Origin of the sequence: Bosea sp. RAC05 (assembly GCF_001713455.1) — a bacterium.
Classification (GTDB): domain Bacteria; phylum Pseudomonadota; class Alphaproteobacteria; order Rhizobiales; family Beijerinckiaceae; genus Allobosea.
In genome coordinates this window covers 1,008,490-1,033,534 of sequence record NZ_CP016464.1, presented here as the reverse complement: position 1 = coordinate 1,033,534, position 25,045 = coordinate 1,008,490, and the positions used below count along the sequence as shown (strand labels likewise).

General features: G+C 70.0%; 26 protein-coding genes and 1 riboswitch. Of the genes, 14 read left to right on the top strand and 12 right to left on the bottom strand.

Annotated elements, in window-relative coordinates; translation table 11 throughout:
- The first annotated feature begins 21 nt into the window (after positions 1–21).
- On the top strand, positions 22–1,026 hold the full coding sequence (locus BSY19_RS08330) for an NAD(P)H-quinone oxidoreductase (protein ID WP_083247885.1): 1,005 nt from the start codon (positions 22–24) through the stop codon (positions 1,024–1,026).
- Positions 1,027–1,205: 179 nt separating this feature from the next.
- Here the strand turns inward: BSY19_RS08330 and BSY19_RS08325 are convergent, their stop codons facing one another.
- Positions 1,206–1,445, bottom strand: a complete 240-nt coding sequence (locus tag BSY19_RS08325) for a hypothetical protein (protein ID WP_069053750.1) — start codon at positions 1,443–1,445, stop codon at positions 1,206–1,208.
- Between the two features lie 111 nt (positions 1,446–1,556).
- Here BSY19_RS08325 and BSY19_RS08320 point away from each other — a divergent pair, with 111 nt between their 5' ends.
- A complete protein-coding gene (locus BSY19_RS08320; RefSeq protein WP_083247487.1) occupies positions 1,557–2,795 on the top strand; it encodes an MFS transporter in 1,239 nt (412 codons plus the stop codon).
- A gap of 25 nt (positions 2,796–2,820) precedes the next feature.
- Positions 2,821–3,042, top strand: a complete 222-nt coding sequence (locus BSY19_RS08315) for a hypothetical protein (RefSeq protein ID WP_069053748.1) — start codon at positions 2,821–2,823, stop codon at positions 3,040–3,042.
- Here BSY19_RS08315 and BSY19_RS08310 read toward each other — a convergent pair.
- The 6 genes from BSY19_RS08310 to BSY19_RS08285 form a co-directional block, all read right to left on the bottom strand.
- Positions 3,030–4,535, bottom strand: a complete 1,506-nt coding sequence (locus BSY19_RS08310; RefSeq protein WP_069053747.1) for an ABC transporter ATP-binding protein — start codon at positions 4,533–4,535, stop codon at positions 3,030–3,032. The genes BSY19_RS08315 and BSY19_RS08310 overlap by 13 nt on opposite strands.
- Positions 4,535–5,371, bottom strand: coding sequence for an ABC transporter permease (locus BSY19_RS08305; protein ID WP_069053746.1), 837 nt, complete (start codon positions 5,369–5,371; stop codon positions 4,535–4,537). Before BSY19_RS08305 ends, BSY19_RS08310 begins: the two co-directional genes overlap by 1 nt.
- Positions 5,368–6,360, bottom strand: a complete 993-nt coding sequence (locus BSY19_RS08300; RefSeq protein ID WP_083247486.1) for an ABC transporter permease — start codon at positions 6,358–6,360, stop codon at positions 5,368–5,370. The genes BSY19_RS08305 and BSY19_RS08300 overlap by 4 nt, the downstream gene beginning before the upstream one ends.
- Positions 6,357–7,910, bottom strand: a complete 1,554-nt coding sequence (locus BSY19_RS08295; protein ID WP_069053745.1) for an ABC transporter substrate-binding protein — start codon at positions 7,908–7,910, stop codon at positions 6,357–6,359. Before BSY19_RS08295 ends, BSY19_RS08300 begins: the two co-directional genes overlap by 4 nt.
- Positions 7,907–8,752 (bottom strand): class I SAM-dependent methyltransferase, encoded by an 846-nt coding sequence (locus BSY19_RS08290; protein WP_069053744.1) that lies wholly within the window; start codon positions 8,750–8,752, stop codon positions 7,907–7,909. Before BSY19_RS08290 ends, BSY19_RS08295 begins: the two co-directional genes overlap by 4 nt.
- Before the next feature lie 127 nt (positions 8,753–8,879).
- Positions 8,880–9,075, bottom strand: a riboswitch (cobalamin riboswitch).
- An 85-nt stretch (positions 9,076–9,160) separates the two neighbouring features.
- On the bottom strand, positions 9,161–10,387 hold the full coding sequence (locus BSY19_RS08285) for a GTP-binding protein (protein WP_069053743.1): 1,227 nt from the start codon (positions 10,385–10,387) through the stop codon (positions 9,161–9,163).
- Between the two features lie 146 nt (positions 10,388–10,533).
- Between BSY19_RS08285 and BSY19_RS08280 the strand changes: the two genes are divergently transcribed.
- The 10 genes from BSY19_RS08280 (at position 10,534) to BSY19_RS08235 (ending at position 18,618) form a co-directional block, all read left to right on the top strand.
- Positions 10,534–10,932, top strand: a complete 399-nt coding sequence (locus BSY19_RS08280; RefSeq protein WP_069053742.1) for a DUF2946 family protein — start codon at positions 10,534–10,536, stop codon at positions 10,930–10,932.
- A gap of 123 nt (positions 10,933–11,055) precedes the next feature.
- Entirely contained in the window at positions 11,056–11,244 is a 189-nt protein-coding gene (locus BSY19_RS08275; protein WP_069053741.1) for a hypothetical protein, read from the top strand.
- 82 nt (positions 11,245–11,326) lie between these two features.
- Positions 11,327–11,845, top strand: coding sequence for a YcnI family copper-binding membrane protein (locus BSY19_RS08270; RefSeq protein ID WP_069053740.1), 519 nt, complete (start codon positions 11,327–11,329; stop codon positions 11,843–11,845).
- Between the two features lie 62 nt (positions 11,846–11,907).
- Complete coding sequence (locus BSY19_RS08265; RefSeq protein ID WP_069053739.1) at positions 11,908–13,494, top strand: copper resistance CopC/CopD family protein; 1,587 nt, start codon at positions 11,908–11,910, stop codon at positions 13,492–13,494.
- Positions 13,495–13,526: 32 nt separating this feature from the next.
- A complete protein-coding gene (locus BSY19_RS08260; protein WP_069053738.1) occupies positions 13,527–14,000 on the top strand; it encodes a copper chaperone PCu(A)C in 474 nt (157 codons plus the stop codon).
- A 45-nt stretch (positions 14,001–14,045) separates the two neighbouring features.
- Complete coding sequence (locus tag BSY19_RS08255; RefSeq protein WP_069053737.1) at positions 14,046–15,161, top strand: ABC transporter substrate-binding protein; 1,116 nt, start codon at positions 14,046–14,048, stop codon at positions 15,159–15,161.
- A gap of 90 nt (positions 15,162–15,251) precedes the next feature.
- Positions 15,252–16,361: an ABC transporter substrate-binding protein gene (locus BSY19_RS08250; protein ID WP_069053736.1), complete on the top strand. Its 1,110-nt coding sequence runs from the start codon at positions 15,252–15,254 to the stop codon at positions 16,359–16,361.
- Positions 16,358–17,398, top strand: coding sequence for a FecCD family ABC transporter permease (locus BSY19_RS08245; RefSeq protein ID WP_069053735.1), 1,041 nt, complete (start codon positions 16,358–16,360; stop codon positions 17,396–17,398). Before BSY19_RS08250 ends, BSY19_RS08245 begins: the two co-directional genes overlap by 4 nt.
- Entirely contained in the window at positions 17,395–18,141 is a 747-nt protein-coding gene (locus BSY19_RS08240; RefSeq protein WP_069053734.1) for an ABC transporter ATP-binding protein, read from the top strand. Before BSY19_RS08245 ends, BSY19_RS08240 begins: the two co-directional genes overlap by 4 nt.
- Before the next feature lie 9 nt (positions 18,142–18,150).
- Entirely contained in the window at positions 18,151–18,618 is a 468-nt protein-coding gene (locus BSY19_RS08235) for a hypothetical protein (RefSeq protein WP_069053733.1), read from the top strand.
- A 51-nt stretch (positions 18,619–18,669) separates the two neighbouring features.
- On the opposite strand, the gene BSY19_RS08230 is transcribed toward BSY19_RS08235, so the two are convergent.
- From BSY19_RS08230 to BSY19_RS08220, 3 genes are all read right to left on the bottom strand, one after another.
- Positions 18,670–19,686, bottom strand: a complete 1,017-nt coding sequence (locus BSY19_RS08230; RefSeq protein WP_069053732.1) for an amino acid ABC transporter substrate-binding protein — start codon at positions 19,684–19,686, stop codon at positions 18,670–18,672.
- Between the two features lie 129 nt (positions 19,687–19,815).
- Positions 19,816–21,000: a cystathionine beta-lyase gene (gene metC / locus BSY19_RS08225; RefSeq protein WP_069053731.1), complete on the bottom strand. Its 1,185-nt coding sequence runs from the start codon at positions 20,998–21,000 to the stop codon at positions 19,816–19,818.
- 113 nt (positions 21,001–21,113) lie between these two features.
- The gene (locus BSY19_RS08220; RefSeq protein ID WP_069056946.1) at positions 21,114–21,992 is read right to left on the bottom strand and encodes a LysR substrate-binding domain-containing protein; all 879 of its coding nucleotides are present in this window, start codon (positions 21,990–21,992) and stop codon (positions 21,114–21,116) included.
- 299 nt (positions 21,993–22,291) lie between these two features.
- Between BSY19_RS08220 and BSY19_RS08215 the strand changes: the two genes are divergently transcribed.
- Positions 22,292–23,767 carry an alkaline phosphatase family protein gene (locus tag BSY19_RS08215; RefSeq protein WP_069053730.1) on the top strand — a complete coding sequence of 492 codons (1,476 nt, stop codon included), beginning with the start codon at positions 22,292–22,294 and terminating at the stop codon, positions 23,765–23,767.
- A gap of 48 nt (positions 23,768–23,815) precedes the next feature.
- On the opposite strand, the gene soxA is transcribed toward BSY19_RS08215, so the two are convergent.
- Both soxA and soxZ read right to left on the bottom strand, forming a co-directional pair.
- Positions 23,816–24,724, bottom strand: coding sequence for a sulfur oxidation c-type cytochrome SoxA (soxA, locus tag BSY19_RS08210; RefSeq protein WP_210184414.1), 909 nt, complete (start codon positions 24,722–24,724; stop codon positions 23,816–23,818).
- Positions 24,721–25,044 carry a thiosulfate oxidation carrier complex protein SoxZ gene (gene soxZ, locus BSY19_RS08205; RefSeq protein WP_069053729.1) on the bottom strand — a complete coding sequence of 108 codons (324 nt, stop codon included), beginning with the start codon at positions 25,042–25,044 and terminating at the stop codon, positions 24,721–24,723. Before soxZ ends, soxA begins: the two co-directional genes overlap by 4 nt.
- Between the last annotated feature and the right edge of the window lies 1 nt (position 25,045).

Below are 25,045 nucleotides of genomic sequence, written 5' to 3'. Positions count from 1 at the left end.
CGGCGCCGCCCCATGGAGACGATGATGGCTTTGCCGCAGACGATGAAGCAGGTGCGCTTTTCCGGGCCCGGAGGGCCGGAGGTGATCGAGATCGAGACCGCCCCCGTGCCGCAGCCGGGAGCGGGCCAGGTCCTGATCGCAGTCGCTGCCGCCGGGATCAATCGGCCCGATTGCCTGCAGCGGGCCGGCGGTTATCCGCCGCCGCCCGGCGCGACCAAGGTCCCCGGGCTGGAAGTCTCCGGTCACATCGTCGCGGTCGGCGCGGGCGTGGCCGAGAGCCGCATCGGCGAGGCCGTCTGTGCGCTGCTGATCAGCGGCGGCTACGCGGAATATGCCGTCGCCGACGAGGTGCTCTGCCTGCCGGTGCCGAAGCCGCTTTCGCTGCTGGAGGCCGCCGGCCTGCCCGAGACCTATTTCACCGTCTACGACAACGTCTTCACCCGCGGGCGGCTGCGCGCCGGCGAGACCATCCTGATCCATGGCGGCTCGAGCGGCATCGGCTCGACCGCGATCCAGCTCGCCAAGCAGTTCGGCGCCACCGTCTATGCGACAGCGGGCTCGCCCGAGAAATGCGATTTCTGCCGCTCGCTGGGGGCCGATGAAGCGATCGATTACCGCGCGCAGGATTTCCTGGCGGAGGTCAAGCGCCTGACCGACGGCCAGGGCGTGAACGTCATCCTCGACATGGTCGGCGGGCCCTATATCCAGCGCAACATCGCAGCGCTGGCGGTGGAGGGGCGCATCGTGCAGATCGCCTTCCTGCAGGGCCCCAAGGCCGAACTCGACCTGACCGCGATGATGATCCGCCGGCTGACGCTGACCGGCTCGACGCTTCGGCCGCGCTCCGTGGCGCTCAAGGCGGACATCGCCGACAAGCTGCGGCAGGAGATCTGGCCGCTGCTGGAGGCCGGCACGGTGAAGCCGATCATCCATGCGACCTTCCCGCTGGAGCAGGCGCGGCAGGGCCACGCGCTGATGGAGTCCAGCGCCCATCTCGGCAAGATCATGCTGACCGTCGGCGGCTGAGCCGTCGACCCCATCTCGGCGCCGGAGCAGGCTCGCGGGCCTGCGCCCGGCGCCATGGCCCGGCCGCGATCATCGTGCTGTTATGTCGGCGATTCGCTCTGGCGTCGCCTCGGGCGGCCCGGGCGAAAAGCCGCTCCGAAGAGATCGCGAATGCCGCCAGCCCGATCCGCCGACCCGGTTCAGAGCGCACCCCGTTCGAAGCTGTCGATCGCGGCGCTGGCGAGGTCCCCGATCGACTGCGAGCCGTCCGCCATCAGGCGGACGACGATACCGCCGAGCCTGGCCCGGGCGGCCTCGTCATCGTCGCGGATGCGCCCCTTGCCGGCCAGGACCGCCCAGGCGCGGGCCTGCACGGCCTCGGCGACGAGCAGCTCCTTCGAGTTCAGGACTCCCGGAAAGCGGAAATCGGTGGTCTGCATCGGCGTAGCCTTCATCGTTGAGAGGGCGAGATATGCTGCGGGTCGTCCCGCGCAAGACCGCTCTCCCATGGTCATGTCCGGGTTTCGGCGCCCGCCCCCCGGTGTCGCCCCATGACGACGCAGAAGCCCGCGACGGGTTCCTTCGCCGCATTGGGCGCCATCGTCTCGGGAGCCCTGCTGCTGCAGCTCGCGGGCACCATCGTCAACACGGTGGTGCCGCTGCGCATGGCGATCGCCGGGCAGCCGCCGCTGCTGATCGGCCTCGTGGCCTCGGCCTATTCCGTCGGCTTTCTGATCGGCTGCTTCGCGATGCCGTCGCTGGTGCGCCGCATCGGGCATATCCGCGCCTTCGCCGTGTTCGCCGCGCTGCAGGCGGCCGCGACGCTGAGCTTCGCGCTGATCCCCGAGCCCTGGTGGGGCGGCCCGCGCCTCATGATGGGGCTGGCCGCGGCGGGACACGGCATCTGCATCGAGAGCTGGATCAGCGGGCAGGCCAGCGGAGCCCGGCGCGGGCGCATCTTCGGCGTCTATCAGCTGCTCAACCGAGTGGCGATGATCGGCTCCCAGCTCGGCGTCGGCTATGTCGCGATCCAGTCGCAGGATGTCTTCCTGCTCGCCAGCATGGTGTTCTCGTTCGCGCTGATCCCGGTGGCGCTGACGCGGGCGCGCGGGCCGGAGTCGAGCGACGTGGTCTCGGTGGGCCTGCGCGCGCTGTGGCGGCAGGCCCCCGCCGCCGTGGTGGGCTGCCTCTATGTCGGGCTGGTCAGCGGCCCGCTGACCAGCGTCATCCCGGCCTATGGCATCCTCGCCGGGCTCGACCAGCGCAACACGATCCTGCTGACGGCGGGAATCCAGGTCGGCGCGCTGCTGATGCAGTGGCCGATGAGCCTGCTGGCCGACCGCGTCGCCAGCCGTCTCATCATGCTCTGCGCGGTCAGCCTCGTCACCGCGACGGCCGCGACGCTGCTGGTGATCCAGGCAGCCGATGTGGCTCAGGCGCGTGTGTGGCTGTTTTCGCTGTTCGCGCTGATCGGCGGCTGCAGCATTCCGCTCTACACGGTGGCCGTCACCCATGCCTATCTGCGGATCGGCCGCGAGCAGGCGGTGGGGCTCTCGGCTCAGCTTCTCTTCCTGTGGGGCACGGGCGCGGCGGTCGGGCCTGTCGTCGCGACCGCCCTGATGCAGGCGATGGGCGCGCGCGGGATGCTGGTCTATCTGATGGCGCTGTCCGCCCTGGTCGCGATCTACATCACCCTTCGGATCACGCGGAAGCCGTCCCCCGTCTTCGTGGACGGCGAGCGGGCCTCGGGCGGACCGACCATCCCCGAGATCGAACTGACCAAGCGCTAGCCGCGCCGCCGCAGAGGAGCCATCCTTGTCCAGCACCCCCTATTACGACGGCGTCGTCATCGACCAGACCGACCGCAGCGCGCCGCTGGAGATCGAGTTCGGCCGCTCGAGCGACTGGCAGGACGAGAACCTGATCTATCTCGTCGTCGATGGCCGGCCGCTGATCATGGATGACGCGACGGGCCGCCAGATCTACACGGCGATGATGAAGCTCGGCGCCTATCTCGGCTACGATCAGGCGCCCTGAAGGCCCCGGGCGAAGCCCGGCAGGGTCGTCGTCCCCTCGCCCGCACCGATGTCGAGCACCTCGTCGGCGGTCGCCGCCAGCAGCGCCCGGTCATGGCTGATGAGGACGAGGCCGAGGCTCTCGCTGGCGACGATCTCCGCCAGCAGCGCGATGGCTTCGCGCTGGACCAGCGGGTCGAGGCGCGAGGTCGGCTCGTCCGCGACGATCAACGCCGGCTTGAGCAGGAGGATGCGCGCCAGCGCGAGGCGCTGGGCCTCTCCGCCCGAGACCTCGCCGGGGCGCCGCGCGAGCAGCTTGCGGTCGAGCCTCAGCCGCTCGAGCAGCGGCGGCAGCACTTCGTCGAGCGCGAGACCCGGCACGACCTCGGCGAGATCGGCGAACTGGCGCGCGAAGCTGCGTCCGGGCAGGAAGACGCTCGCCGGATCCTGATGAAGCTTCTGGTAGCGCTGACGCAGGCGGCGCGCGCCGGTGCGATCGCGATAGGGGTCGACGCCCTGCCAATTCACGGCTCCGGCCGACGGGGGCTGCAGGCCGAGCAGGATGTTGCCGAGCGTGGTCTTGCCGCAGCCGCTGCGCCCGGTGAGGCCGAGAATGCCGCCTGGCGGGATATGGACGTCGACACCGGAAAACAGCGGCTCCGCGCGGCTGAAGCCAAAGGACAGCCCATGCGCGGAGAGCACCGGCGCCTCGAGGTCGCAGCAACGCAGGCAGGGTCGCCAGGTCGAGGGGTCGGCAGCGAGCCAGGCGCGCGTATAGGGATGGTCCGGGGCGGCGAAGACGGTGTCCGCCGGGCCCTGCTCGACGATGCGCCCGTCGCGGAGCACCGCCAACTGACCGCCGAGCGCGCGCGCCAGCGCCACATCATGCGTGATCACGAGCAGCGCGCGTCCGGCGCCGCCGAGCGAGGCGAGCAGCGCGGCGGACTGGGCGACGCGCGCGGCATCGAGCCCCTTGGTCGGCTCGTCGGCGACGACCAGCGGCGCGCGGCCGACCAGCGCGGAGGCGACGAGGACACGCTGGGCCATGCCACCGGACAGCTCGGCCGGAAAGGCGCGCGAGACGCGCGGCGGCAGATCGACTGCGGCCAGCGCCTCCTGCGTCGTCAGCCCATGACCGGCCTCGCCGTGCCGCGCCGTGCCGTCGCGCGCCCCGGCATCCCAGAGCTGCGGCGCAATCCGCATCGTCGGGTCGAGCGCGGCGCGGGGCTCCTGCGGCAACAGCAGCGTCTCGCGCGACCAGAGCAGCCGCAGCAGCCCGGCCTGGCTGGCCTCGACCGGTGCATGCCCGTTGATGGCGATGCTGCCGCTGGCGGAGAAGCCGGCCGGCAGGAGGCCCATCACGGCCTGGGCGATCAAGCTTTTGCCGCTGCCGGTCTCGCCGATCAGGAGCAGCACGGAGCCGGCCTCGAGCGTCAGGTCGACATCGCAGACCAGAGCGGTGCCGCTCCGGTCCCGGATCGTCAGTCCCGAAAGGGCCAGTGCGGGCGCGGTCATCACATCTCCTCCGGCATGGTGGGCGGCTCGGCGAGGGCCTGGCCGAGCAGCGTCGCCCCGAGCACGGCGAGGAAGATCGCCAGGCAAGGCGCCGCCATCTGCACCGGCGCCTCCGCCAGATAGGGCAGAAGCTCGCTGATCATCGCGCCCCATTCGGGCGTCGGCGGCTGCAGGCCCAGCCCGAGGAAGCCGAGCGAGGAGATCGACATGATCGCGGCGCCGAGCCCCAGCGTCGCCAGTGTCACGGTCTGGCGCAGCACCGGCGGCAGGACATGCCGGCGAAGAATCGTGAGGGCCGGGAAGCCGGCGAGGCGCGCCGCCTCGACATGGGGCTGCGCCAGCTCGCCGATGGCAATCGCCCGGGCCATGCGCGCGAATTGCGGCCAGAGCGCGAGCTTGATGCCGATCAGCATGGGCAGGACGCCGCCGCCGAGGAAGCCGGAGATCAGCAGCGCCAGCAGGATGCCGGGGAAGGCGAGCATCAGGTCGGCCAGGCGCATGATCGCGATGTCGGCGACGCGGCCGGCATAGGCCGCCACGAGCCCGAGCGCGACACCGACCCCGGTGGCGAAGCCGACGCAGGCGACGGCGATGCCGAGCGAGCGCACGCCGCCATGGACGAGGCGGGCGGCGATGTCGCGGCCGAGATGGTCGGTGCCGAACCAGTGCTGCGCGCTCGGACCCTCCAGCGTGCGGACGAGGTCCTGCGCGGCCGGGTCATGCGGGATGACGAGCGGGCCGATCACGACCAGCGCCGCGAGCCCGCCGAGCAGCAGCAGCGGGGCGACGAGCGGACGGCGGATGCGGGTGGGCGGATGCGTCAGGGCGAGCGTCATGCGCTACGCCCAGCGAGACGGCGCGGATCGAGCCCGATGCAGGCGAGATCGGCGAGGAGATTGACCGCGGCATACATCAGGCCGACGACCATGCCCGCGCCCATGATCATCGGCACGTCGCGCGCCAGCAGCGACTTGACGAGCAGGTCGCCGAGGCCTGGATAGTTGAACAGCGTCTCGACCACGACGAAGCCGTCGACGACATAGGCGAATTGCAGGGCGGCGAAGGTCGCCACGGGAATCGCCGCGTTGCGCACGCCATGATGCAGGAAGGCGGAGCCGGCGCTGCGGCCGCGGATGCGCGCAAACGTCATGTAGAAGGCGCCGCGGACCTCGACCACCGCATTGCGGATGATCCGCACCGAGAAGGCGGCCAGCCCCAGCGCCAGCGTCAGCGCCGGCAGCACCATATGCGCGCCGGTGCGGAACCCCGCCGGCGGCAGCCAGCGCAGGGTGAGCGCGAAGAGCGAGATCAGGCCGATGCCGACGAGGAAGCTCGGCATCGAGGCGAGCGCCACCGCCAGCGCGTTGGTGCCCCGGTCGAGCCAGCCGCCGGGCCTGAAACCGCAGGCGATGCCGAGCGGCAGCGCGAGGGCATAGGAGAGCAGCCAGCCCAGCGCGCCGAGACCGAGCGTGAAGCGGCCATGCTCGGCCAGTTCGCTCCAGACGGGCTGGCGCGACACCAGCGAGTGACCGAGATCGCCCTGGGCGAGCCGGCCGATCCAGCTCGCATATTGCGCCAGGAGAGGCCGATCCAAGCCCTCCTGCTCGCGCACTCGCGCGACAGACTCCGCCGTGACCCGGTCGTCGCCGCTGCGGGCGGCGGCGATGCGCAGGGCCGCATCCCCCGGCAGCGCCTGGACAAAGGCGAAGCAGAGGCTGGCGAGGACGAGCGCCGTCAGCACCGCCTGCACCAGACGCGAGGCGACGATGCGCAGGACGGTGCCCGCGGCGCCGCCGGGCCAGAACGAAGACCGGGCTGCACTCACGACGCGATCGTGACCCTGTCGAGGAAGTAGCGCTGCTCGAGCGGGTCCGTGACGAAGCCGGAGACCCGCGGATGAACGGCGACGATCTGGTCGTACCAGGTCACGGGGATGATCGGCAGCTCCTCATGGATGATGCCGGCGATGGCGCGCCTTGCCGTGGCGCGGCGCTTGTCGTCCGCCTCGGCGAGATAGCGCGCCACCTCCTGCCTCAACCCATCATGGCGCCAGCCGGTGGTGCCCGTCGAGCCCGGCGCGATGCTGTCGGCGGCATAGTCCAGCGCGATGGTACCGATCGGGTCGGGCACGATGACGAGATTGCGCGAGCTGAGACCCAGTTCGAGCGAGCCGTCCTTCTGCGCCTCGAAGATCGCCTGCGCCTCGCCGACGCTGATGGCGAGATCGAAGCCGATCGCGCGCAGCTGCGCCTGCATCGCGGTGGCGATCACCGGCAGCTCAGGCCGGTTGGCGAAGGTGCGGACGGTGCCGGCGAAGCGCACGCCGCCCTTGGCGCGGATGCCGTCGGCGCCGCGCGGCCAGCCGGCGGCGTCGAGCAGGGCGTTGGCGGCCGTGACATCCTGCCGGAGCGGAGCCAGGTCGGTGAAGTGCCATTCGGCCAGCGTCGGCGGCAGGTACTGCGTCGCCGCCAGCGCCTTGTTGCGCATGATGCCCGCCGCGATGCCCTCGCGATCCAGCGCCATGCTGAGCGCCCGGCGCACCGGAGCTTCGGCGAATTGCGGCTTGGCGCAGTTCAGCATCAGGATGTGGGTGCGCGGAATGATCACCCGCTCGATCGTCATGCCGGCCGATCCCGCGCGGCCGACGCCCTGCGCCGCCAGGTTGAAGACGATGTCGGCATCCTTGGCGACGGCGATGTTGGTGCGGGTGTCGCCATTGCCGACCGCGTCGTAGCGAACGGCGGCGACGCGGGCCTTCTCGCCCCAATAGGCCTCGTGCCGGACGAGCGCCAGGCTGCGGGGCAGCTCAGCCGCGCCGATCTTGAACGGGCCCGTGCCGATGATAGCCCGCACGCGGCCCTCGCCGTCGAAGGCGCCGGGTGCCAGCAGCGCGGCGGAGTTGTCGACCAGATAGGACAGGAGCGGGCCGAACGGCTTATCGAGCTTCAGCACGAGGTCCTGCCCATCGGCTTCCACCGCGGCGATGCCGGCGCGCTTCAGATAGAGCGATTGCGGCAGCAGCCGGTCGAAGGACGCCTTGGCGGCGGCGGCATCGAGCCGCGTGCCGTCATGGAACACGGCGTCGCGCAGCCGGAAGCGCCACTGCAGCCCGTCGTCGCTGACGCTCCAGGACTGGGCCAGGCCCGGCGCGATGCGCCCGTCCGGCAGCGAGGCGACCAGCGTCTCCGTGATGCCGGCGCGGGTGAAGGTGAAGCCGGATTCGCCGAGCTGGAGGGTCTTGACCTCCCAGGGCTGGGCGATGCGCAGCTCGGCCGGGCCCGCAGCCTGGGCGATGGTCGGGCGCGCGGCGAGCGCGGCCGCGCCGGCGAGCGCGCCCGACAGGAGGGCGCGACGGTCGAGAGGCGTGGACATCATGGGGAGGCTCCGGGGGTGTTGGCGGCGAGCATCGGCTTGCGGGCCGAGAGGATGAAGGTGTCGTCATAGGTCGCGAGCAGCCGCAGCCGCTCGCTCCAGGAGGCAGAGGCGAACTGGCGGCGCCCGATTCCGGTCAGGGGTCCGGTGCGGATGGCAACGAAGCCGGCGGCCGACGCCATGGCGGCGAGGGCGGGCGCCTTGAGCCCGTCGCGGAAGAAGACGCCGCGCATGATCCGCCGATGCGCCGCCTCGTCCCAGAGACGCGGCGCGGCCGTCAGCCGGTCGACCCAGCCCGACAGGCGCTGCAACAGCCTTGCCCGCCGCGAGCGGTTGACCCAGTCGCCATCGACGACGACCAGCGCCCCGCCGGGCTTCAGCACGCGCAGCCAGTCCGCCAGGGCGGCCTGCGGATCGACCAGCGTCCAAACGAGATTCCGGCAGATCACCAGATCGTAGCGGGCGTCGGGCATCATCGTGTTCTCGGCATCGCCGAGATGAAAGCGCACGGCGGAGCCACGGTGCTTGCGCTTCGCGCGCTCGATCATCGGCTCGCAGAGGTCGAGCGCATCGACGCTGCAGCCGAAGCCGAGCAGCACGCGCGTGACCTCGCCCGTGCCGGAGGCGAGCTCGAGCACACGGTCGCCGGGGGCGATCGGGGCATGGTGCGCGATCAGTCTCGACCAGGCGTCGAACTCGCCGCGCGACCTGATCTTGTGGCCATAGGAGAGATCGAAGGTCTCGGCGCGCCTCGACCAATAGGCGCGGATCTCGTCCTTCAGGCCGAAATTCGCTCCCGATGGCCCAGCGTCCTGCGCGGCATCTAGGGTTGTTTCCTGCAGCATCCGTCACCGGGCTCCCACGGACGGGGAGCGGTCGGTGCTGTGGCGCCGTTGCGTTCCGGACGCGCGAAAAGCCCGCGCGGGAGAGCGACCGTCATCAGAGCTCCTTCCGGGGCACCCCGCCCGGTCGATTGGCTTCACGACGTCGGCAGGTCTCCTGGCTCGCGGGTCGATGCTCCGTTCGGCCTTCCCGGGCGAACCCAGTGGCATGATCGAACGTCGCTCGCCGCTGACAGTTGCGGGGGCAGCTCCGGATTTGCGCCCTGACGGGCCCGCACCGGATTCCCTTTTGATCCCTCTCGGGAACCGACGCGGCGAAAAGAGCACGCCGGATGCTGCGCCGCAAGACAGAATGTCGCAGCCCTTCGCAGGCGCGGCGCGGCGCCCGGTCTTTTCGAGATCGCGCATGGCTCAGGCCGCCTGCCGGTCCCAGGCGGGGAAGGGATCCTCGAGCATGAGCAGGCCCTGCGTCATGCCGGTCGCCGGGCTGCCGGTGAGGCAGGAATCGAGCAGGGCGCGAATGACCGCCTCGTCCATCGCCTGCGTGCCGATGAAGACCAGTTCCTGGCGCCGGTCGCCCCAGGTTTGCGACCAGTGCTTGCGCATCAGCGAGGCGAACTCCTCCGAGCGCGGCCAGCGTTCCTTGGGCACGGCGGCCCACCAGCTGCCCATGCCCTCGGTGCGGGTGATGCGACCGGCCAGCGAGTATTCGCCGACCCAGCGCGGCCGGGTCGCCAGCCAGAAATGGCCCTTGGCGCGGATCACGCCGGGCAGGCGTTGCTCCAGCAGATCGTAGAGCTTGCGCGGGTGGAAGGGGCGGCGCGCCCGGTAGACGAAGGAGCGGATGCCGTACTCCTCGGTCTCCGGGACATGGTCCTTGAAGCCGAAAAGCTCCTTGTGCCAGAGCGGATGTTCCTGCGAGCGCTCCTCGCTGTAGAGCCTGGTGTCGAGCACAGTGGCCAGCGGCACGCGGCCGAAATCGGCCTCGACGATCCGGGCGTCGGCATTCAGACCGCGCACGACCTGGCGAACCTTCTCGCGTTGCTCGGGAGTCGCCTCGCCGATCTTGTTGATGACGACGACGTCGGCGAACTCGATCTGCTCGACCAGGAGATCGACCAGCGTGCGGCCATCGCCCTCGCCGGCCGTCTCGCCCCGATCGGCCAGGAAGTCGCGGCTGTCATAATCGGCGAGCAGGTTGAGCGCATCGACGACCGTGACCATGGTGTCGAGCCGCGCGACATCGTCCAGCGACTGGTCGTTCTCGTCGCGGAAGGAGAAGGTCGCGGCGATCGGCAGCGGCTCGGCGATGCCGGTGCCCTCGATCAGCAGGTAGTCGAAGCGCTTCTCGGCGGCGAGCCGGCGCACCTCGCTCAGGAGATCGTCTCGGAGCGTGCAGCAGATGCAGCCATTGCTCATCTCGACGAGCTTCTCCTGCGTCTGCGACAGGTCCGCCCCGCCCTCGCGCACCAGGTCGGCGTCGATGTTGACCTCGCTCATGTCGTTGACGATCACCGCGACGCGCTTGCCCTCGCGGTTGTTGAGGATGTGGTTCAGCAGCGTCGTCTTGCCCGCGCCGAGAAAGCCGGACAGCACGGTCACGGGCAGGCGGCGGTCGATGAAGAGGGCCTCGGTCATGGCGGGCAGTCCCAGGAGAGATCGTTGGATTTTGTTACAGTATAACATTACTCGGTTGTCAACGGCCCGGACGGACAAGCCGCCGCAGCGTCCCCCCTTTGACAGGCCTCGTCCCGGTGCTAGGAAGCGAGCCGGGAGACCCGCCCTTGTCCGCATTTCGCAAAAACGCAGCATCTCGCCGTTGGGTCGCGATCATCGCGGCCTATCTGCTCGTGCTGCAGGCGGTCTTCACGGGGCTGGCCTCGGGCGCCCATGCCGCGAGCGTGAGCCTCGACCGGTCGCTGGCGCTGGCACTCTGCGCGCCGGGCGAGATGCCGGCGCCCGCGGCGTCCGACCAGGGCACGGCCCAGCATGACCGCACGAGCTGTTGCGTGATCGGCTGCGCCCTGTCGGGCGGTGGCCTGGCCACACCCGCCGCGAGCTTCGTGCCAGTCGTTCACCGCCCCGTCGATCTCATCGCCTTCGCGCGCCATCTCGACGCGCCGCAGGGCTATGTCGCAGGCCGTTCGCCGGCCAATCCGCGCGCCCCGCCGTCCCAGGCCTGATCCCGCCCGCGCGCATCCCGAGGATGCCCGCAGGCTCGCTCACGCCTACGGACCCGGGCCGGCACCAGGCTGATCTCCCGCGATCATGACCTGCGGCCGTGCCGAGCAGCACGGACACCCTCCATGCCCCTCCATCCGCTGACGCGCCTATGTGCGTGTTTCGCGACGGGCCTGCTGATCGCAGCCGTCGCGCTGATCACGGTTGATCGCGCCGTCCCGCTCGAACCGGCGCTGAAGGTCGCCTGGCTCTGGCTGGGCGGAAACGCCGCGATCGCACTGTCGCACATCCTGCCCGCACTGCTGCGCGGCTGATCCACAGCGGTGCCCGCGCGCCGTTGCCTCTCGCCCCCATCACACCGCCCCCTCGGGGCCTCGTCACTCGAAGGATAGTCCCATGTCGATCCGTATCGTGCTCGCCACCCTCGCTGCGCTCGTCGCCGGCCCCGCTTTCGCCCATGTCACGCTGGAGACGCAGACCGCGGCGGTCGGCTCGACCTACAAGGCCGTGGCGCGCGTGCCTCATGGCTGCAAGGGCGCCGCGACCATCAAGGTGCGCGTGCAGATCCCGGAAGGGGTGATCGCGGTCAAGCCGATGCCGAAGGCCGGCTGGACGCTGGAGACCGTCAAGGGCCCCTATGCGAAGGCCTATGACTACTACGGGACGCCGGTCTCGGACGGCGTCCGGGAAGTGGTCTGGAGCGGTGGCCGGCTGCTCGACGAGCATTATGACGAGTTCGTCTTCCGGGCCTTCCTGACGACCGACCTCAAGCCCGACACCACGCTCCATGTCCCGGTCGTGCAGGAATGCGAGGGCGGCGGCGTCGAGCGCTGGATCGAGATCCCCGCCGCAGGCAAGTCCGCCGACGATTACAAGTTCCCGGCCCCGGGTCTGAAGCTCACCCCGAAGAAGTGAACCGAGCCACGCGGCCGGGCCTCTGCGCCCGGCCGCGACTGACCGTCGTCTCCGGAACCATCATGGCCGCACTCCATCGCCTTGCCCTTGTGCTGACCGCCCTGCTGTTCGCGGCCTTTGCTGCGAGCGGCAGCGCGCTGGCGCATGCGGCGTTGAACGGCGCGAGCCCGGCGGATGGCAGCGTGCTTCCCGCCGCGCCGTCAGAGATGACGCTGAGCTTCAGCGAGCCGGTGTCACCGCTGGCGCTGCGGCTGATCGCACCCGATGGCACAGCCACACCGCTCGACCAGGTCCAGCTCAGGGACCGCACGCTGGTGATCGCGGCGCCGGCAGGGCTTTCGCCTGGCACGCATGTGATCAGCTGGCGCGTCGTCTCGGCGGACGGCCACCCGGTCGGCGGATCCGTGCTGTTCTCGATCGGCGCACCGAGCCCGACGGCCCCCATCGCCGAGACGCAGCCCTCCGGCGTGCGGCCCATGCTCTGGGCCGGCCGCGTCGCGCTCTATCTCGGCCTGTTCATCGGCTGCGGCGGCGCCGCCTTCGTGGCCTGGGTCGCGCCGCTTCCGGCGCGGGCGCGAGGCGCCGTCAGCGCCGCCCTTCTGCTGGGCCTGGTCGCACTGCCCCTGTCGCTGGCCGCGCAGGGGCTCGACGCGCTGGGGGGGGATCTCGGGGCGGTGTTCCAGCCGCCGGTCTGGCGAGCGGCCCTGGGCACCAGCCTGGCCTCGATGCTCGCGATCGCCGCCGGCGCGCTGGCGAGCGGCCTGCTGGCGCTGCGGCTGACAGGCTGCCTCGGTCAGATCGCCGGGCTGTGCGGCGTCGGCCTGGTGGGGCTTGCCCTGGCATCGAGCGGCCATGCCAGCGCCGCCAGCCCGCAAGCCCTGATGCGGCCGGCGGTGTTCCTGCACGCGGCGTCCATCGCGCTCTGGGCGGGCGCCCTGCTACCACTGATCCAGGCGCTGAGACGTGGCGATGCCGCCGCGACGCTGCGGGGCTTCTCCTCGCGCATCCCTGCCATCGTCGCAGTGCTGCTCGGCAGCGGGCTCGTGCTCGCGGTGGTGCAGGTCGAGCGGCCCGCCGCGCTGATCGAGACCAGTTATGGCCGCGTGCTGCTGGCCAAGCTGGCGCTGGTCGCGCTCGTCCTGGGGCTCGCCGGGTTCAACCGCTGGCGGCTGACGGCGCAGGTCGAGACCGGGCGGCTGGTCGCCGGTCGCGTTCTGGGGCGCATCGTCGCCGTCGAACTCGTGCTGATGCTCGCGATTGTCGGCACGGCGTCGCTCTGGCGTTTCACCCCGCCGCCGCGCGCGCTCGCGATCGCTGCCGCGCAGCCGGCCACCATCCATATACACACGCTGACCGCGATGGCCGACGTCACGCTGACGCCGGGGCGCGCCGGGCCTGTCCATGTCGCGGTCATGCTGATGAACGGTGAGTTCGGCCCGTTGCCGGCGAAGGAACTGACGCTTTCCTTCGCCAACCCCGCCGCCGGCATCGAGGCGATCGAACGCCGGGCCGTCCGTGGCGCGGACGGGCTCTGGCGGATCGACGCTCTCAGCCTGCCCGTGCCCGGCCGCTGGAGCGTCGAACTCGCCATCCTGATCTCGGATTTCGAGATGCTGCGCCTGACCGACACGGTCGAGATCCGGCCGTGACCGATACCCCCTCAACCCCAAGGAGAACCACGATGAACAAGCCCCTGCACTATCTCGCCGCCGCGATGCTGACCCTCACCAGCGTGGTTGCGCTGGCGCATGATTTCACCGTCGGTCCGCTCAAGATCGACCATCCCTGGACGCGCGCGACGCCCGCCGGCGCCAAGGTCGCCGGCGGCTATCTGACGATCCAGAACAGCGGCAGCGCGCCCGACCGGCTGATCGGCGGCGCCTCCGACGTCGCCGGCCGCATCGAGATCCACGAGATGGCGGTGAAGGACGGCATCATGACGATGCGCCCGCTGGATGCCGGTCTCGAGATCAAGCCCGGCGCCAAGGCCGAGCTGAAGCCCGGCGGCTACCACATCATGTTCATGGAGCTGAAGCGCCCGCTCAAGGAGGGCGAGGCGGTCAAGGGCACGCTGCAATTCGAGAAGGCTGGCACGGTCGCGGTCGAATTCGCCGTCCAGGGCGTCGGCGCGCGCGAGCCCGCCCACAAGCACTGAACCCTCCCCCGCGACGACGACCCCTTCAATCCAACGGAACCCACCATGACGCTCTCGTTCAAATCCCTCCTGGCCGGCGCGGCGCTGCTGGCCTCCTCGCTTGCGGCGCTCGCCGCGCCCACCGAGATCACCGACGCGCTCGGCCGCAAGGTCACGGTTGATCTGCCGGTGAAGCGTGTCGCGGTAAACTTCAATTTCGAGGAGTTCACCGCGGTCGCCGGCGTCGAAGGTTGGCAGAAAGTCGTCGGCATCTCGCGCGCGCCCTGGGAGGGCTGGCGGCCGGTGATCTTCAACCGCTACAAGGCGGTGATCCCCAACCTCGCCGCCATGCCCGATATCGGCCACAGCGACGACAACAGCTTCAGCGCCGAGAAGGTCATCGGGCTGAAGCCCGACGTGCTGCTGATGTCGGAATGGGGCTACAAGGCGCTCTCGACGCAGATGCAGCAGATCGAGGGCGCCGGCATCCCCGTCGTCATCATCGACTACAACGCCCAGCTGCTCGAGCGCCATCTCGCCTCGACGCGCGCACTCGGCAAGGTGATGGGGACGGAAGCCCGGGCCGAAGGTCTCGCGAGCCTCTACGAGCGCGAGTACAACGACGTGCTCGCCCGCGTCGCGAAGGCCAAGGCGGCCGGCGCCCCGACCAAGAAGGTCTATGTCGAGCTCGGCCAGGCCGGGGCCGAGACGATCGGCAACACCTACAACAACACGATGTGGGGCAAGATCATCACCACGCTGGGGGCGCAGAACATCGCCACCGGCAAGATCCCCGGCCCCTGGGGACCGCTCAATGCGGAAGCCGTCATCGCCGAGAACCCGGACCTGATCCTGATGGCATCGTCCTCCTGGGTGAACCGGCCCAAGGCGGTGCGCACCGGCTACGACATCCCGGAAACCGAGACCCGCGCCAGCCTGATGCCCTATGCACAGCGCGCCGGCTGGGCCGAGCTGAAGGCGATCAAGGCCGGCGACATCAACGCCATCGAGCACGGGCTCGCCCGCACGCTCTACGACTTCGTGGCGATGCAATACATCGCCAAGCGGCTCTATCCGGAGGCCTTCGCGGATGTCGACCCGGTCGCGTCCTTCCGGGCCTATCACAAGGCCTTCCTGCCGATCGCCTTCAGCGGCACCTGGATGCTGCCTTTGAAGCCCTGAGCCCGGCGCGCCTCACCCTGCGGAGCCGCGACCCCGGCCGCGGCTCCGCACAGGCCCCCGACCGTCATCCTTCGCCTCCCGGAGACTTCCATGATCGCCCCTCTCAGGGCCCTGCTCGTCGCAGCGGCGCTTCTCGCCAGCCCCTTCGCCGCGACTGCGGCCCCGACCGAGATTGTCGACGCGCTCGGCCGCAAGATCACCGTCGACCTGCCCGCCAAGCGCCTCGTGGTGAACTTCAATTTCGAGGAGTTCACCGCCGTCGCCGGCGTCGCGGGCTGGCAGACCGTCGTCGGCATGTCGCGCACCGCCTGGGAGGGCTGGCGACCGTCGATCTTCAAGCGCTACACGGCGGTCATTCCCAATCTCGCGGCGATGCCCGATGTCGGCCTGATCGAGGATGGCAGCTTCAGCGCCGAGAAGCTGATCGCGCTCAAGCCCGACGCCTTCCTGGTGGCGGACTGGATGTTCACCGCGCTCGGCAGCGAGCGGGAACGCATCGAGGCGGCAGGCATCCCGATCGTCGTCATCGACTACAACGCCCAGATCCTGGAACGCCACCTCGCCTCCACCCGCGCGCTCGGCAGGATCACGGGCAGCGACGCCCGCGCCGAGGAACTCGCAACCTACTATGAGAGCCAGTATCGCGACGTGCTGGCCCGGGTCGCGAAAGCCCATGTCACGCGCAAGCCGCGCACCTATGTCGAGACCGGGCCGGACGGCGCCGACACCATCGGCGTCAGCTACGCCACGACGATGTGGGGCAAGATCCTGACGCTGCTGGGCAGCGAGAACATTGCGGTCGGCAGGCTCGCCGGCGCGTCGGGACGGATGAACCCAGAAGCCGTCATCGCCGCCGATCCCGATGCGATCTTCATCGCCGGCTCGTCCTGGGCCAACAAGCCCAAGGCGGTGAAGACCGGCTATGAGATGAGCGAGGAGCAGACCCGCGCCTCGCTCGCGCCTTACGCGGCACGCGCCGGCTGGGCCGGACTGACGGCGGTCCGGACCGGCAACGTCAACGCGATCGAGCACGGCCTGAGCCGCTCGCTCTTCGACTTCGTGGCGATGCAGTATATCGGCAAGCGGCTCTATCCGGAGGCCTTCGCGGATGTCGACCCGGCCGCGTCCTTCAAGGCCTATCACGAGAAGTATCTGCCGGTGGCCTATGGCGGCACCTGGATGCTGCCTTTGAAGCCATGAGCGCGATCTCCCTCACCGCGACCTATGCCGCGATGGGTGCGCGCCGCGTCGCGGTGCTCGCCATCGGCTGCGTCGCCATCCTCGTCAGCCTCGTGCTCGACGTCGCGACCGGGCCGGCCTTCCTGCCGGTCGCGGCGGTGGCGAAGTCCGTCTTCGGCCTGGCGCAGGACCGGACCGTCGACGCCATCGTCTGGTCGATCCGGCTGCCGATCGCGTTTGTCGCGCTCGTGGTCGGCGCGGCGCTGGGCTTGTCCGGCGCGATCATGCAGACGATCCTGAACAACCCGCTGGCATCGAGCTATACGCTCGGCGTCTCGGCCGGGGCCGGCTTCGGGGCGGCGCTCGTCATCGTGCTCGGCGTCGCCATGCCGGTGCCCGAGGCCTGGGGCATCCCGCTGATGGCGTTCCTCTTCGCGGGCATCGCCTGCGCGGGAGTCTACGGCATCGGCCAGGCGCGGGAGTCCTCGCCCGAGATGCTGGTGCTGGCCGGGATCGCGCTGCTCTTCCTGTTCCAGGCGCTGCTGGCGCTCTTGCAGTTCGTCGCCTCGCCCGAGGCGCTGCAGCAGATCGTGTTCTGGCTGTTCGGCTCGCTGCAGAAGGCGAGCTGGAGCAAGCTCTGGATCATCACGGCGGTGCTGGTCGCCTGCATCCCCGTCCTCGTCGCCGATGTCTGGCGGCTGACCGCGCTGAAGCTCGGCGACGAGCGGGCGCGGGGGCTGGGCGTCGACGTTCGGCGGCTGCGGCTGCGCTCCTTCGTGCTGATCTCGGCGCTGACGGGCGTCGCGGTCGCCTTCGTCGGGACGATCGGGTTCGTGGGGCTGGTGGCGCCGCATATCGCGCGGATGCTGGTCGGCGAGGACCAGCGCAGCTTCCTGCCGGCCTCGGCGCTCTATGGCGCGCTTCTTCTCTCGCTCGCTTCGATCGCCAGCAAGACGGTTCTGCCGGGCGCGATCGTGCCGATCGGGATCGTCACCTCGCTGATCGGCGTGCCCTTCTTCGTCTGGCTGATCCTGCGCAACCGGAGGGCCTTCTGGTGAAGCTGACCGTCGCAGGATTGAGCGTCCGCTATGGCGCGACGCAGGCGATCGAAGGGGTGGACGTCGCGGCCCATCCTGGCGAGGTGCTCGCCGTCATCGGCCCCAACGGCTCGGGCAAGTCCTCGCTGGTCAAGGCCGTCGCCGGGCTGGTGAAGCATTACGGCGTGATCAGGTTCGACGGCTCGACGGTCAGGCCGGAGCGGATCGGCTACATGCCACAGGACATCGGCGCGCGCGCCGCGCTGACCGTACTGGAGGCCGTGCTGCTCGGCCGCCTCGGGCGGCTGGGCCTGCGGGTGCGGCCTGACGATCTCGCCGCTGTCGAGGCGGTGCTGGGCGAACTCGACCTGAAGCCGCTCGCCTCGCGCTATCTCGGCGAGCTCAGCGGCGGCCAGCGCCAGCTCGTGTTTCTCGCACAGGCGCTGGCCTCCGAGCCTTCACTGCTGCTGCTCGATGAGCCGATCAGCGCGCTCGACATCCGCCACCAGCTCGAGGTGATGGAGATCGTGCTGCGCATGACCCGCGCGCGCGGCCTCACCACGCTCGTCATCCTGCACGATCTCAACATCGCCGCGCGCTTCGCCGACGCGGTCATGGTGATGCGCAAGGGCCGGGTGGTGTGCTGCGGCAAGCCGGGCGACGTCATCGAGCTGGAGATGGTGGCGTCGGTCTTCGGCGTTCAGGCGGCGCTGTCGTCGGCGCCCGATGGACGGCTGATCGTCACGCCGCTGCGGGCCTTATGAGCAGCCGGCATGACCATCCGGCGGCTCGTTCGCAGCGTCGTGACAACCGCCCTTGCGAAGACGCGCAGCTTGCCGCCTCGTCGGTCGCCGTGGCTGCTGCGATGGGGCGTCGGAGCCGACACCTTTGACCGCCAACTGAGCGAAACGAGGCCCGAGATGCTGCTTCATGCCATCACGCGTCGGGAGCGCCATGCCGTCACCACCGAAGCCATGGATCTGATCGCCGCGTTGGGCGGATGGGTCGATGATGCACGCATGTTCTCCAACACCATGACGACGATCCGCTTTCACCTCGCGGAGAGTCGTCTCGAGGACCTGCGATCACGCCTGTGCGAAGGAGGGCTGCCGACGACCGTTGCTGGCGGTGAGCTTCGGCAATCGCCCTCCGCCGATAGCGAGCGCGCCGGATCGCTGCAGATCACCTTCGTCCATGACGAGGGTGATCTGCGACACGACGTGCCGTCCGTGCCCGGCTGAGCGGTCATCATCCAGGGCTCGTACGTCGTCAGGTGGCTTACGGGCGCGATCTCACCGGAAGGGCGGGCTGTATTGCAGGCCGCCATTGGTCCAGAGCGCATTGGGGCCACGGGCGAGCTTCAGCCGCGACTGGCTGCCGAGATAGCGGTCGAAGGATTCGCCGTAATTGCCGACAGTCGCGATGATGCGCACGACCCAGTCATTGGTCACGCCCATCGCCTCGCCGAATTTGCCGTCCAGACCGAGGAAACGCCGGATTTCCGGATTGGCCGATTTGGTCATCTCGCGGACATTGGCCTGGGTGACCCCCAGTTCCTCGGCATTGACCAGTGCCGCCACCGTCCAGCGCACGAGATTGAACCAGCCCTCGTCGCCGGTGCGGACCCAGGGGCCGAGCGGCTCCTTCGAGATGACCTCCGGCAGGACGACATGGGCATCGGGGTCCTGCAGCTTGAGCTTGACCGCCGCCAGTGCGGAGACGTCGGTGGTGTAGGCGTCGCAACGGCCGGCCTCATAGGCCTTCAGCGCCTCCTCCGAGGTCGAGAAGGCCGCGGGCTCGTATTTCATGCCGAGCTTGCGGAAATAGTCGGCGAGATTGAGCTCGCTGGTCGTGCCCTGCGCGACGCATATCGAGGCGCCGTCGAGCTTGGTGGCACTGGCGACGCCGAGCTTCTTCGCCACCATGAAGCCCTGGCCGTCATAGTAGTTCACCGCCGTGAAGGTGACGCCCTGGCCGAGATTGCGCGAGAGCGTCCAGGTCGTGGTGCGCGGGAGAACGTCGATCTCGCCGCCCTGCAGCGCGATCAGCCGGTCCTTCGAGGTCAGCGGCACGAACTTCGCCCTGTCGGGGTCGTTGAAGATCGCGACCGCCAGCGCCCGGCAGATGTCGATGTCGAAGCCGTTCCAGCGCCCCGCCGCATCCTGGATCGAAAAGCCGGCGACGCCGGGGCTGGTGCCGCAGATGATGTGGCCCCGCTCCTTGATCTTGGCGAGCGTCGGGCCTGTCTGGGCTGAGGCCGGCAGGGTGGCGGCCGCCAGAGCGGCCAGGCCGAGAATCCAGTGCTTCATTGTCTTTCCCCTTGTCGTTGTCGGTCAAAAACGGGCGCAGCTCTCCCCGCGCAGCGAATGCATGTCCGCCGCGTCGTCGGTCCGGAATGTCGTCTTCTCGCTCGTCTGACGGCCGCGGGCCCGTGCCCGTCAGGCCGCCGCGGCTCCGGCCCTGCCCTCCAGCGCGACGAGCAACGCGTCGAGGTCGGCCCAGAGATCGCCCTCGTCCTCGAGGCCGATGCTGATGCGCAGCACCGGACCTTCCTTCGTCCAGGGCACGACGCTGCGGTCGCCCTTCACCGCCATCGGCGCGATCAGGCTGCGCGTGCCGCCCCAGGAGGCGCCGATGGCGAAGACCTGGAGCGCCGTCAGCGCGGCCTCCAGCACGTCGTCGGCCACCGGCTTCAGCACGAGGCTGAAGACGCCCGAGGAGCGGCCCATGTCGCGCTGCCAGATCTCATGGCCGGGGCAGGAGGGCAGCGCCGGGTGCAGCACGGTCTCGACCGCCGGCGAAAGCGCCAGGCGCCTGGCGAAATCCTCCGAGACCCGGCCCATATGGGCGACGCGCAGCCCCATCGTCTCGATGCCGCGCAGCGCCAACTGACATTCGTCGGGCGAGACACCGACGCCATAGCCGCGCAGCAGCTCCTTCAGCTTCTGACGAAGCGCCATGTCGGCGACGGTGATCGAGCCGAGCAGCAGGTCGGAATGGCCGCCGACATATTTTGTCAGGGCCTCGCAGGCGAAATCGGCGCCATGGGCCAGCGGCTTGAAGATCAGCGGCGTCGCCCAGGTGTTGTCGCAGCCGACGAGGCAGCCCTTCGCCTTGGCGGCCCTGACGATGGCGGGCACGTCCTGCACCTCCATCGTGCCCGAGCCCGGCGACTCAACCCAGACCAGTTTTGTCGCGTCGTCGATCAGCTCGGCGATGCCGGCCCCGATCAGCGGGTCGTAGACGCCGTAATCGATGCCGCGTGGCTTCAGGTAATCCTCGCAGAAGCTGCGCACCGGCGGGTAGACATGGTCGGGGATCAGCACCTTGTCGCCGGGCATCAGCACGGCGAGCATGACCATGGTCACAGCCGCCTGGCCGGACGGCACCAGCACGGTGCGCACGCCACCATGCAGGGCGGTCAGCTGTGCCTCCAGCGTGCGGGTCGTCGGCGTGCCGTGCAGCCCGTAGGTGTAGCCGTCGAAGCCGCGGTCCTTGCGCGCCGCGAAGCTCGCCGCATCCTTGTAGACGATGGTCGAGGCGCGGTGCGTCGGCACGGCGAGCGAGGCATAGCCCTCCTCGTTGACGGCCGGATGGTGAACGCAGCGGGTGGAGTCATGCATGGTGGGAATCCCTTCGTGGGACCATGCGTAAGCGATCGCCGGAGTGCCGCAATCAGGTGGAAGGCATAAGACGATGCCCTGATGTTATGGCCGCGACCGGTCCGTCCTGCGGCTCAGCGCTCGGCCATCAGGCAGTCGATGAAATCGCGCACCAGCTGTGATTTCGGCCGGTCGGCGGGCAGCAGCAGCACGCTCTTGCTGTGCACCGCAGGCTCGAAGGGCCGCAGCACGACCCTGGACTGGTCGAACCCCGCGATCGCATAGGGGCTGATCAGGCCGACGCCGACGCCTTCCGAAATCAGCGCGAAGACGGTGGCGGCGTAGATCGTCTCGACGACGATGCGCGGCGGCGCAGCGCCCGACTCGGCGATGGCCAGGTCGAGCCGCTGGCGCGCCCGGTCCTCCGGCACATAGGCGACGAAGTCCAGCCCGGCGAGGTCGTGCGGCGTGATCACGCTGCGCTCCGACAGGGGGTGCCCGACGGGCATCGCGCAAAAGGCCCGCGGCGAGACGAAGGGCTGGTGGACAAGCCCGCTGACATCGACCTCGTCGGCGGCCAGACCGAGATCGAACTCGCCAGCGACGATGCCGTTGCGGACGTCCCGCGAGGGCAGAACCATCAGCGTCACCGCCGTGTCGGGGCGCCGGTCGCGAAAGCGCCGGACCGCCCTGGGCACCAGCGAGGACCCCAGCGCCGACAGCGAGGCGACCCGGATCTGGCCGGCGCCATGGTCGCGGATGCGGGCGGCGGCGGAACGGATCTTGTCCATGCCGCGAAAGGCGGCCTGGACCTCGTCATAGAGCAGGCGCCCCTCCGGCGTCGGCACGATTCGGTTGCGCACGCGATCGAAGAGCAGGAAGCCGACCGAGGTCTCCAGATCGGCGATGGTGCGGCTGACGCCGGGCTGGGTGACGCCGAGCAGCTCGGCCGCGCGCGAGACCGTGCCGGCCTTCATGACGGCGACGAAGATCTCGATTTGGCGGCTGTTCACGGCAGCATTGCTCCGGCTGGTCCGCTCGCGCGGCTGGCGCAAGGCAAATCACAGCCCGCGCCGCGCCGCAAACCCGCGACGCTCGCGCTGTCACGAGACGGTCATCGACGCGGCGGTATCTGCGGCGCCATGACAGCCCTTCCGCCAACGCCTCCCTTTTCCGCGCCATCGGGCATCCAGCCGGGCGCCCGGGACGACGACCCGGTACCCGTGTTGCGTGGTGCCCCCGCCAACTCGCCCGCCATTGCCGCAGTGGCCTGATCCAGCTTCTATCGAACCCCGCCCCCGGAACCCTGCCGATGACCGATCACGATACTCCCCTCGCCGACCGCGTCGTCATCGCGGTCTTCGACGGGCTTCGCCCCGATATGCTGAGCGCCGAGGTGACGCCGAACCTGCTGCGGCTGGCCGCGCGCGGCACCTGGTTCCGCCGGGCACGCAGCGTTTTCCCCTCGGTCACGCGGGTCGCCACCACCTCGATCGCCACGGGCGCACCGCCCGGGGTGCACGGCATCGTCGGCAATGCCTTCCATCACCGCGAAGCGATTCCGGACCGGATCTTCGACACCAGCGACGCCGCGATGCTGCGCCGTGCGGAGGCCCATCATGAGGGGCGGCTGGTCGATGTCGAGACCATGGGCGACCGGCTGGCACAGGCCGGCAAGCGGCTGGCCGTCGTCCATGTCGGCTCGCCCGGCTCGGCGCATTTCATCAACCCCCGCGCCCGCGCCAACGGGCACTGGACGTTTTCCGTCCATGGCACCGAGGCCACCCAGACGCCGGAAGCGGTCGAGCAGGCGCTGGCCCTGCTCGGCCCGCTGCCGCCGCGAGAGACGCCCCGGATTTCCGAACTCGCCTATGGCGGCCGGCTGATGACGGAGCATGTCCTGCCCGTGCTGGCGCCCGATGTCGCGCTGATCTGGTTCAACGAGCCGGACACCACCTTCCATTATCGCGGACTCGGCTCTCCCGAGGCGAAGGCCGGGCTGAAGGAGGCGGACCGCGCCTTCGGAGCGATCCTGGACTGGGTCGAGGCGCAGCCGGATGCGGAGCGCATCACGGTGATCGCGGCCTCCGACCATGGCCAGATCTCGACGGGCTCCATCGAGCCGCTGTTCGATGCCGCCGTGGCCGCGGGCTTCAGCCTCAGCGCCCAGAAGGAGATCGGAGAGGCCGACCTCACCGCGACCGGCGGCATCAGCGGCGAGATCCGGCTGCGCGACCCCGCCGATCGCGCGACGCTCGCCCGCATCGCCGCCTGGCTGATGGAGCAGCCCGCCATCGGCCATGTCCTGTCGGCAGACCGCAACGGCGTCGAGGGCCAGGTCGACGGCACGCTCTCGCTCGCACTGATGGGCGTTGGCCATGCGCGCCAGCCGGAGCTGATGTTCATCCTGAAATCCGGGCTCGAAGCAGACCCTTACGGCCTGCCGGGCCTGGGCGCGATGACGCCCGGCGACGTGCCGCTCGGCGGCGGCATGCATGGCGGCATCAACCCGCACGAGCTCAACACGGTGCTGATTCTCGCCCGCGGCGACGGGGAGGAGTCCGGCGCCGTATCGCAGGAGCCGGCCGGCATCATCGACATCGCCCCGACAGTGCTGGGACTGCTCGGGGTCGCGCCGGCCCCGACCATGATCGGTCGCAATCTGGCGCGGCCGGCGCACAGCGAGGCGCAGATCCAGCGCCATGCAGCCGGAACCGGCGCCTTCAGCCAGACGGTCGAGATCGTCGAGCAGGACGGCCGCCGCTTCATCCTCGGCGGCGGGCATTAGCGCCCGCCACCTCCCGGAAGAGGCGCCGCCGTCACGCAGGTCACGCCGTCAGCGGCGCATGGCCGGCGTTTCGACGGGAAGCCCCCTGGCGCGGGCGGCGAGAAAGAGCTCCAGCGCCAGGTATTCCGGCCCGCCCGCCTCGAACTGCGTGGCGCGCACGCCGAGCGAGCAGGCGCGCAGGCGCCGGTGCAGCGAGCCGACCTCGTTCCATTCGAGCCGGTAGGCGGGATAGCCGGTGCCGGCGCCATGGCTGATCGTGTCGCCCCGCAGCTTCTGGCCGACGAGCCCGTCATGGCATTGCTGGCAGGAGAGGTTGAGCTGGCCCTGCCTGCGCTCGAAGAAGGCCCGGCCCGCCTCGTAGAAAGGCTTCGCCGGCCCCTCGGTCGTGACCTGCATCGGCAGGCCGCGCGAGAGCGAGGCGAGATAGGCGGTCAGCGAGAGCAGGTCCGGCGTCTCGTAGCCGAAGGCGGGCTGCGCCTGCCGCTCGACCCGGCATTGCTCGATCCGGCCCTCGAGGTTCATCAACCGACCGGTGGCGGCATCGACCTGCGGGTAGCGGGTGGCGGCGCCGCGCAGGCTCTGCTGCGGCTCGACATGGCAGCCGATGCAGGCCCGCCCGTCGCCGACCGGCTTGCGGGTAAACAGCTCCCGCCCCTGCTCGACCCAGAAGAAGCCGGGATTGCGCGTCTCGTCCGCCTGCTGCCGGCGCAGTTCGGGCGAGAGGAAATCGGAGCCGGATTTGATCTCGGCCAGCGCTGAACCGGCTGGAAGGACAACGACGGCCAGCGCGACGATGAGCGCGATCGCGCTCCTGGAGCCACAGCCCTCATCCTGAGGAGCAAGTGGAGCTTGCGTCTCGAAGGATGCTCCAGCGCGCTCTGGACCATCCTTCGCGACGCCGCTGGCGCGGCTCCTCAGGATGAGGGCCGAGAACAATCGCAAGCCGACGAAGCTCACGTCACGGTCAGCCGGGCGGTGCGGGTGTAGGTCGCGCCGCCGTCCTCGCGCCACTCGAAGACGATGTCGCCGGTCTCGATGGCCCGCGTCGTAAAGGAGACGAAGGGATTGGCCGAGACGCCGGTGTGCATGTCGAAGCGGAAGATCGGCTCGCCGGCATAGGTCGCGGTGAGCCGGTTCAGGATCTTGCGTGGCACGGTGCCGCCCTTGCCGTCGGACTGGCCGCCGCGGTCCATCGGGTGGCGGGTCAGCACCCGGATCTCGACGATCTCGCCGGCCTTCGCCTGGGCGGGCAGGGTGATGCGGGCGTTGAAGCTCATC

Bases quoted from the DNA above. Each gene is read 5' to 3' on its own strand.
- BSY19_RS08330 (WP_083247885.1), top strand. From the start codon at position 22: ATGATGGCTTTGCCGCAGACGATGAAGCAGGTGCGCTTTTCCGGGCCC.
- BSY19_RS08325 (WP_069053750.1), bottom strand. From the start codon at position 1,445: ATGCAGACCACCGATTTCCGCTTTCCGGGAGTCCTGAACTCGAAGGAG.
- BSY19_RS08320 (WP_083247487.1), top strand. From the start codon at position 1,557: ATGACGACGCAGAAGCCCGCGACGGGTTCCTTCGCCGCATTGGGCGCC.
- BSY19_RS08310 (WP_069053747.1), bottom strand. From the start codon at position 4,535: ATGACCGCGCCCGCACTGGCCCTTTCGGGACTGACGATCCGGGACCGG.
- BSY19_RS08305 (WP_069053746.1), bottom strand. From the start codon at position 5,371: ATGACGCTCGCCCTGACGCATCCGCCCACCCGCATCCGCCGTCCGCTC.
- BSY19_RS08295 (WP_069053745.1), bottom strand. From the start codon at position 7,910: ATGATGTCCACGCCTCTCGACCGTCGCGCCCTCCTGTCGGGCGCGCTC.
- BSY19_RS08290 (WP_069053744.1), bottom strand. From the start codon at position 8,752: ATGCTGCAGGAAACAACCCTAGATGCCGCGCAGGACGCTGGGCCATCG.
- BSY19_RS08285 (WP_069053743.1), bottom strand. From the start codon at position 10,387: ATGACCGAGGCCCTCTTCATCGACCGCCGCCTGCCCGTGACCGTGCTG.
- BSY19_RS08275 (WP_069053741.1), top strand. From the start codon at position 11,056: ATGCCCCTCCATCCGCTGACGCGCCTATGTGCGTGTTTCGCGACGGGC.
- BSY19_RS08270 (WP_069053740.1), top strand. From the start codon at position 11,327: ATGTCGATCCGTATCGTGCTCGCCACCCTCGCTGCGCTCGTCGCCGGC.
- BSY19_RS08265 (WP_069053739.1), top strand. From the start codon at position 11,908: ATGGCCGCACTCCATCGCCTTGCCCTTGTGCTGACCGCCCTGCTGTTC.
- BSY19_RS08260 (WP_069053738.1), top strand. From the start codon at position 13,527: ATGAACAAGCCCCTGCACTATCTCGCCGCCGCGATGCTGACCCTCACC.
- BSY19_RS08255 (WP_069053737.1), top strand. From the start codon at position 14,046: ATGACGCTCTCGTTCAAATCCCTCCTGGCCGGCGCGGCGCTGCTGGCC.
- BSY19_RS08250 (WP_069053736.1), top strand. From the start codon at position 15,252: ATGATCGCCCCTCTCAGGGCCCTGCTCGTCGCAGCGGCGCTTCTCGCC.
- BSY19_RS08245 (WP_069053735.1), top strand. From the start codon at position 16,358: ATGAGCGCGATCTCCCTCACCGCGACCTATGCCGCGATGGGTGCGCGC.
- BSY19_RS08235 (WP_069053733.1), top strand. From the start codon at position 18,151: ATGACCATCCGGCGGCTCGTTCGCAGCGTCGTGACAACCGCCCTTGCG.
- BSY19_RS08230 (WP_069053732.1), bottom strand. From the start codon at position 19,686: ATGAAGCACTGGATTCTCGGCCTGGCCGCTCTGGCGGCCGCCACCCTG.
- metC (WP_069053731.1), bottom strand. From the start codon at position 21,000: ATGCATGACTCCACCCGCTGCGTTCACCATCCGGCCGTCAACGAGGAG.
- BSY19_RS08215 (WP_069053730.1), top strand. From the start codon at position 22,292: ATGACCGATCACGATACTCCCCTCGCCGACCGCGTCGTCATCGCGGTC.
- soxZ (WP_069053729.1), bottom strand. From the start codon at position 25,044: ATGAGCTTCAACGCCCGCATCACCCTGCCCGCCCAGGCGAAGGCCGGC.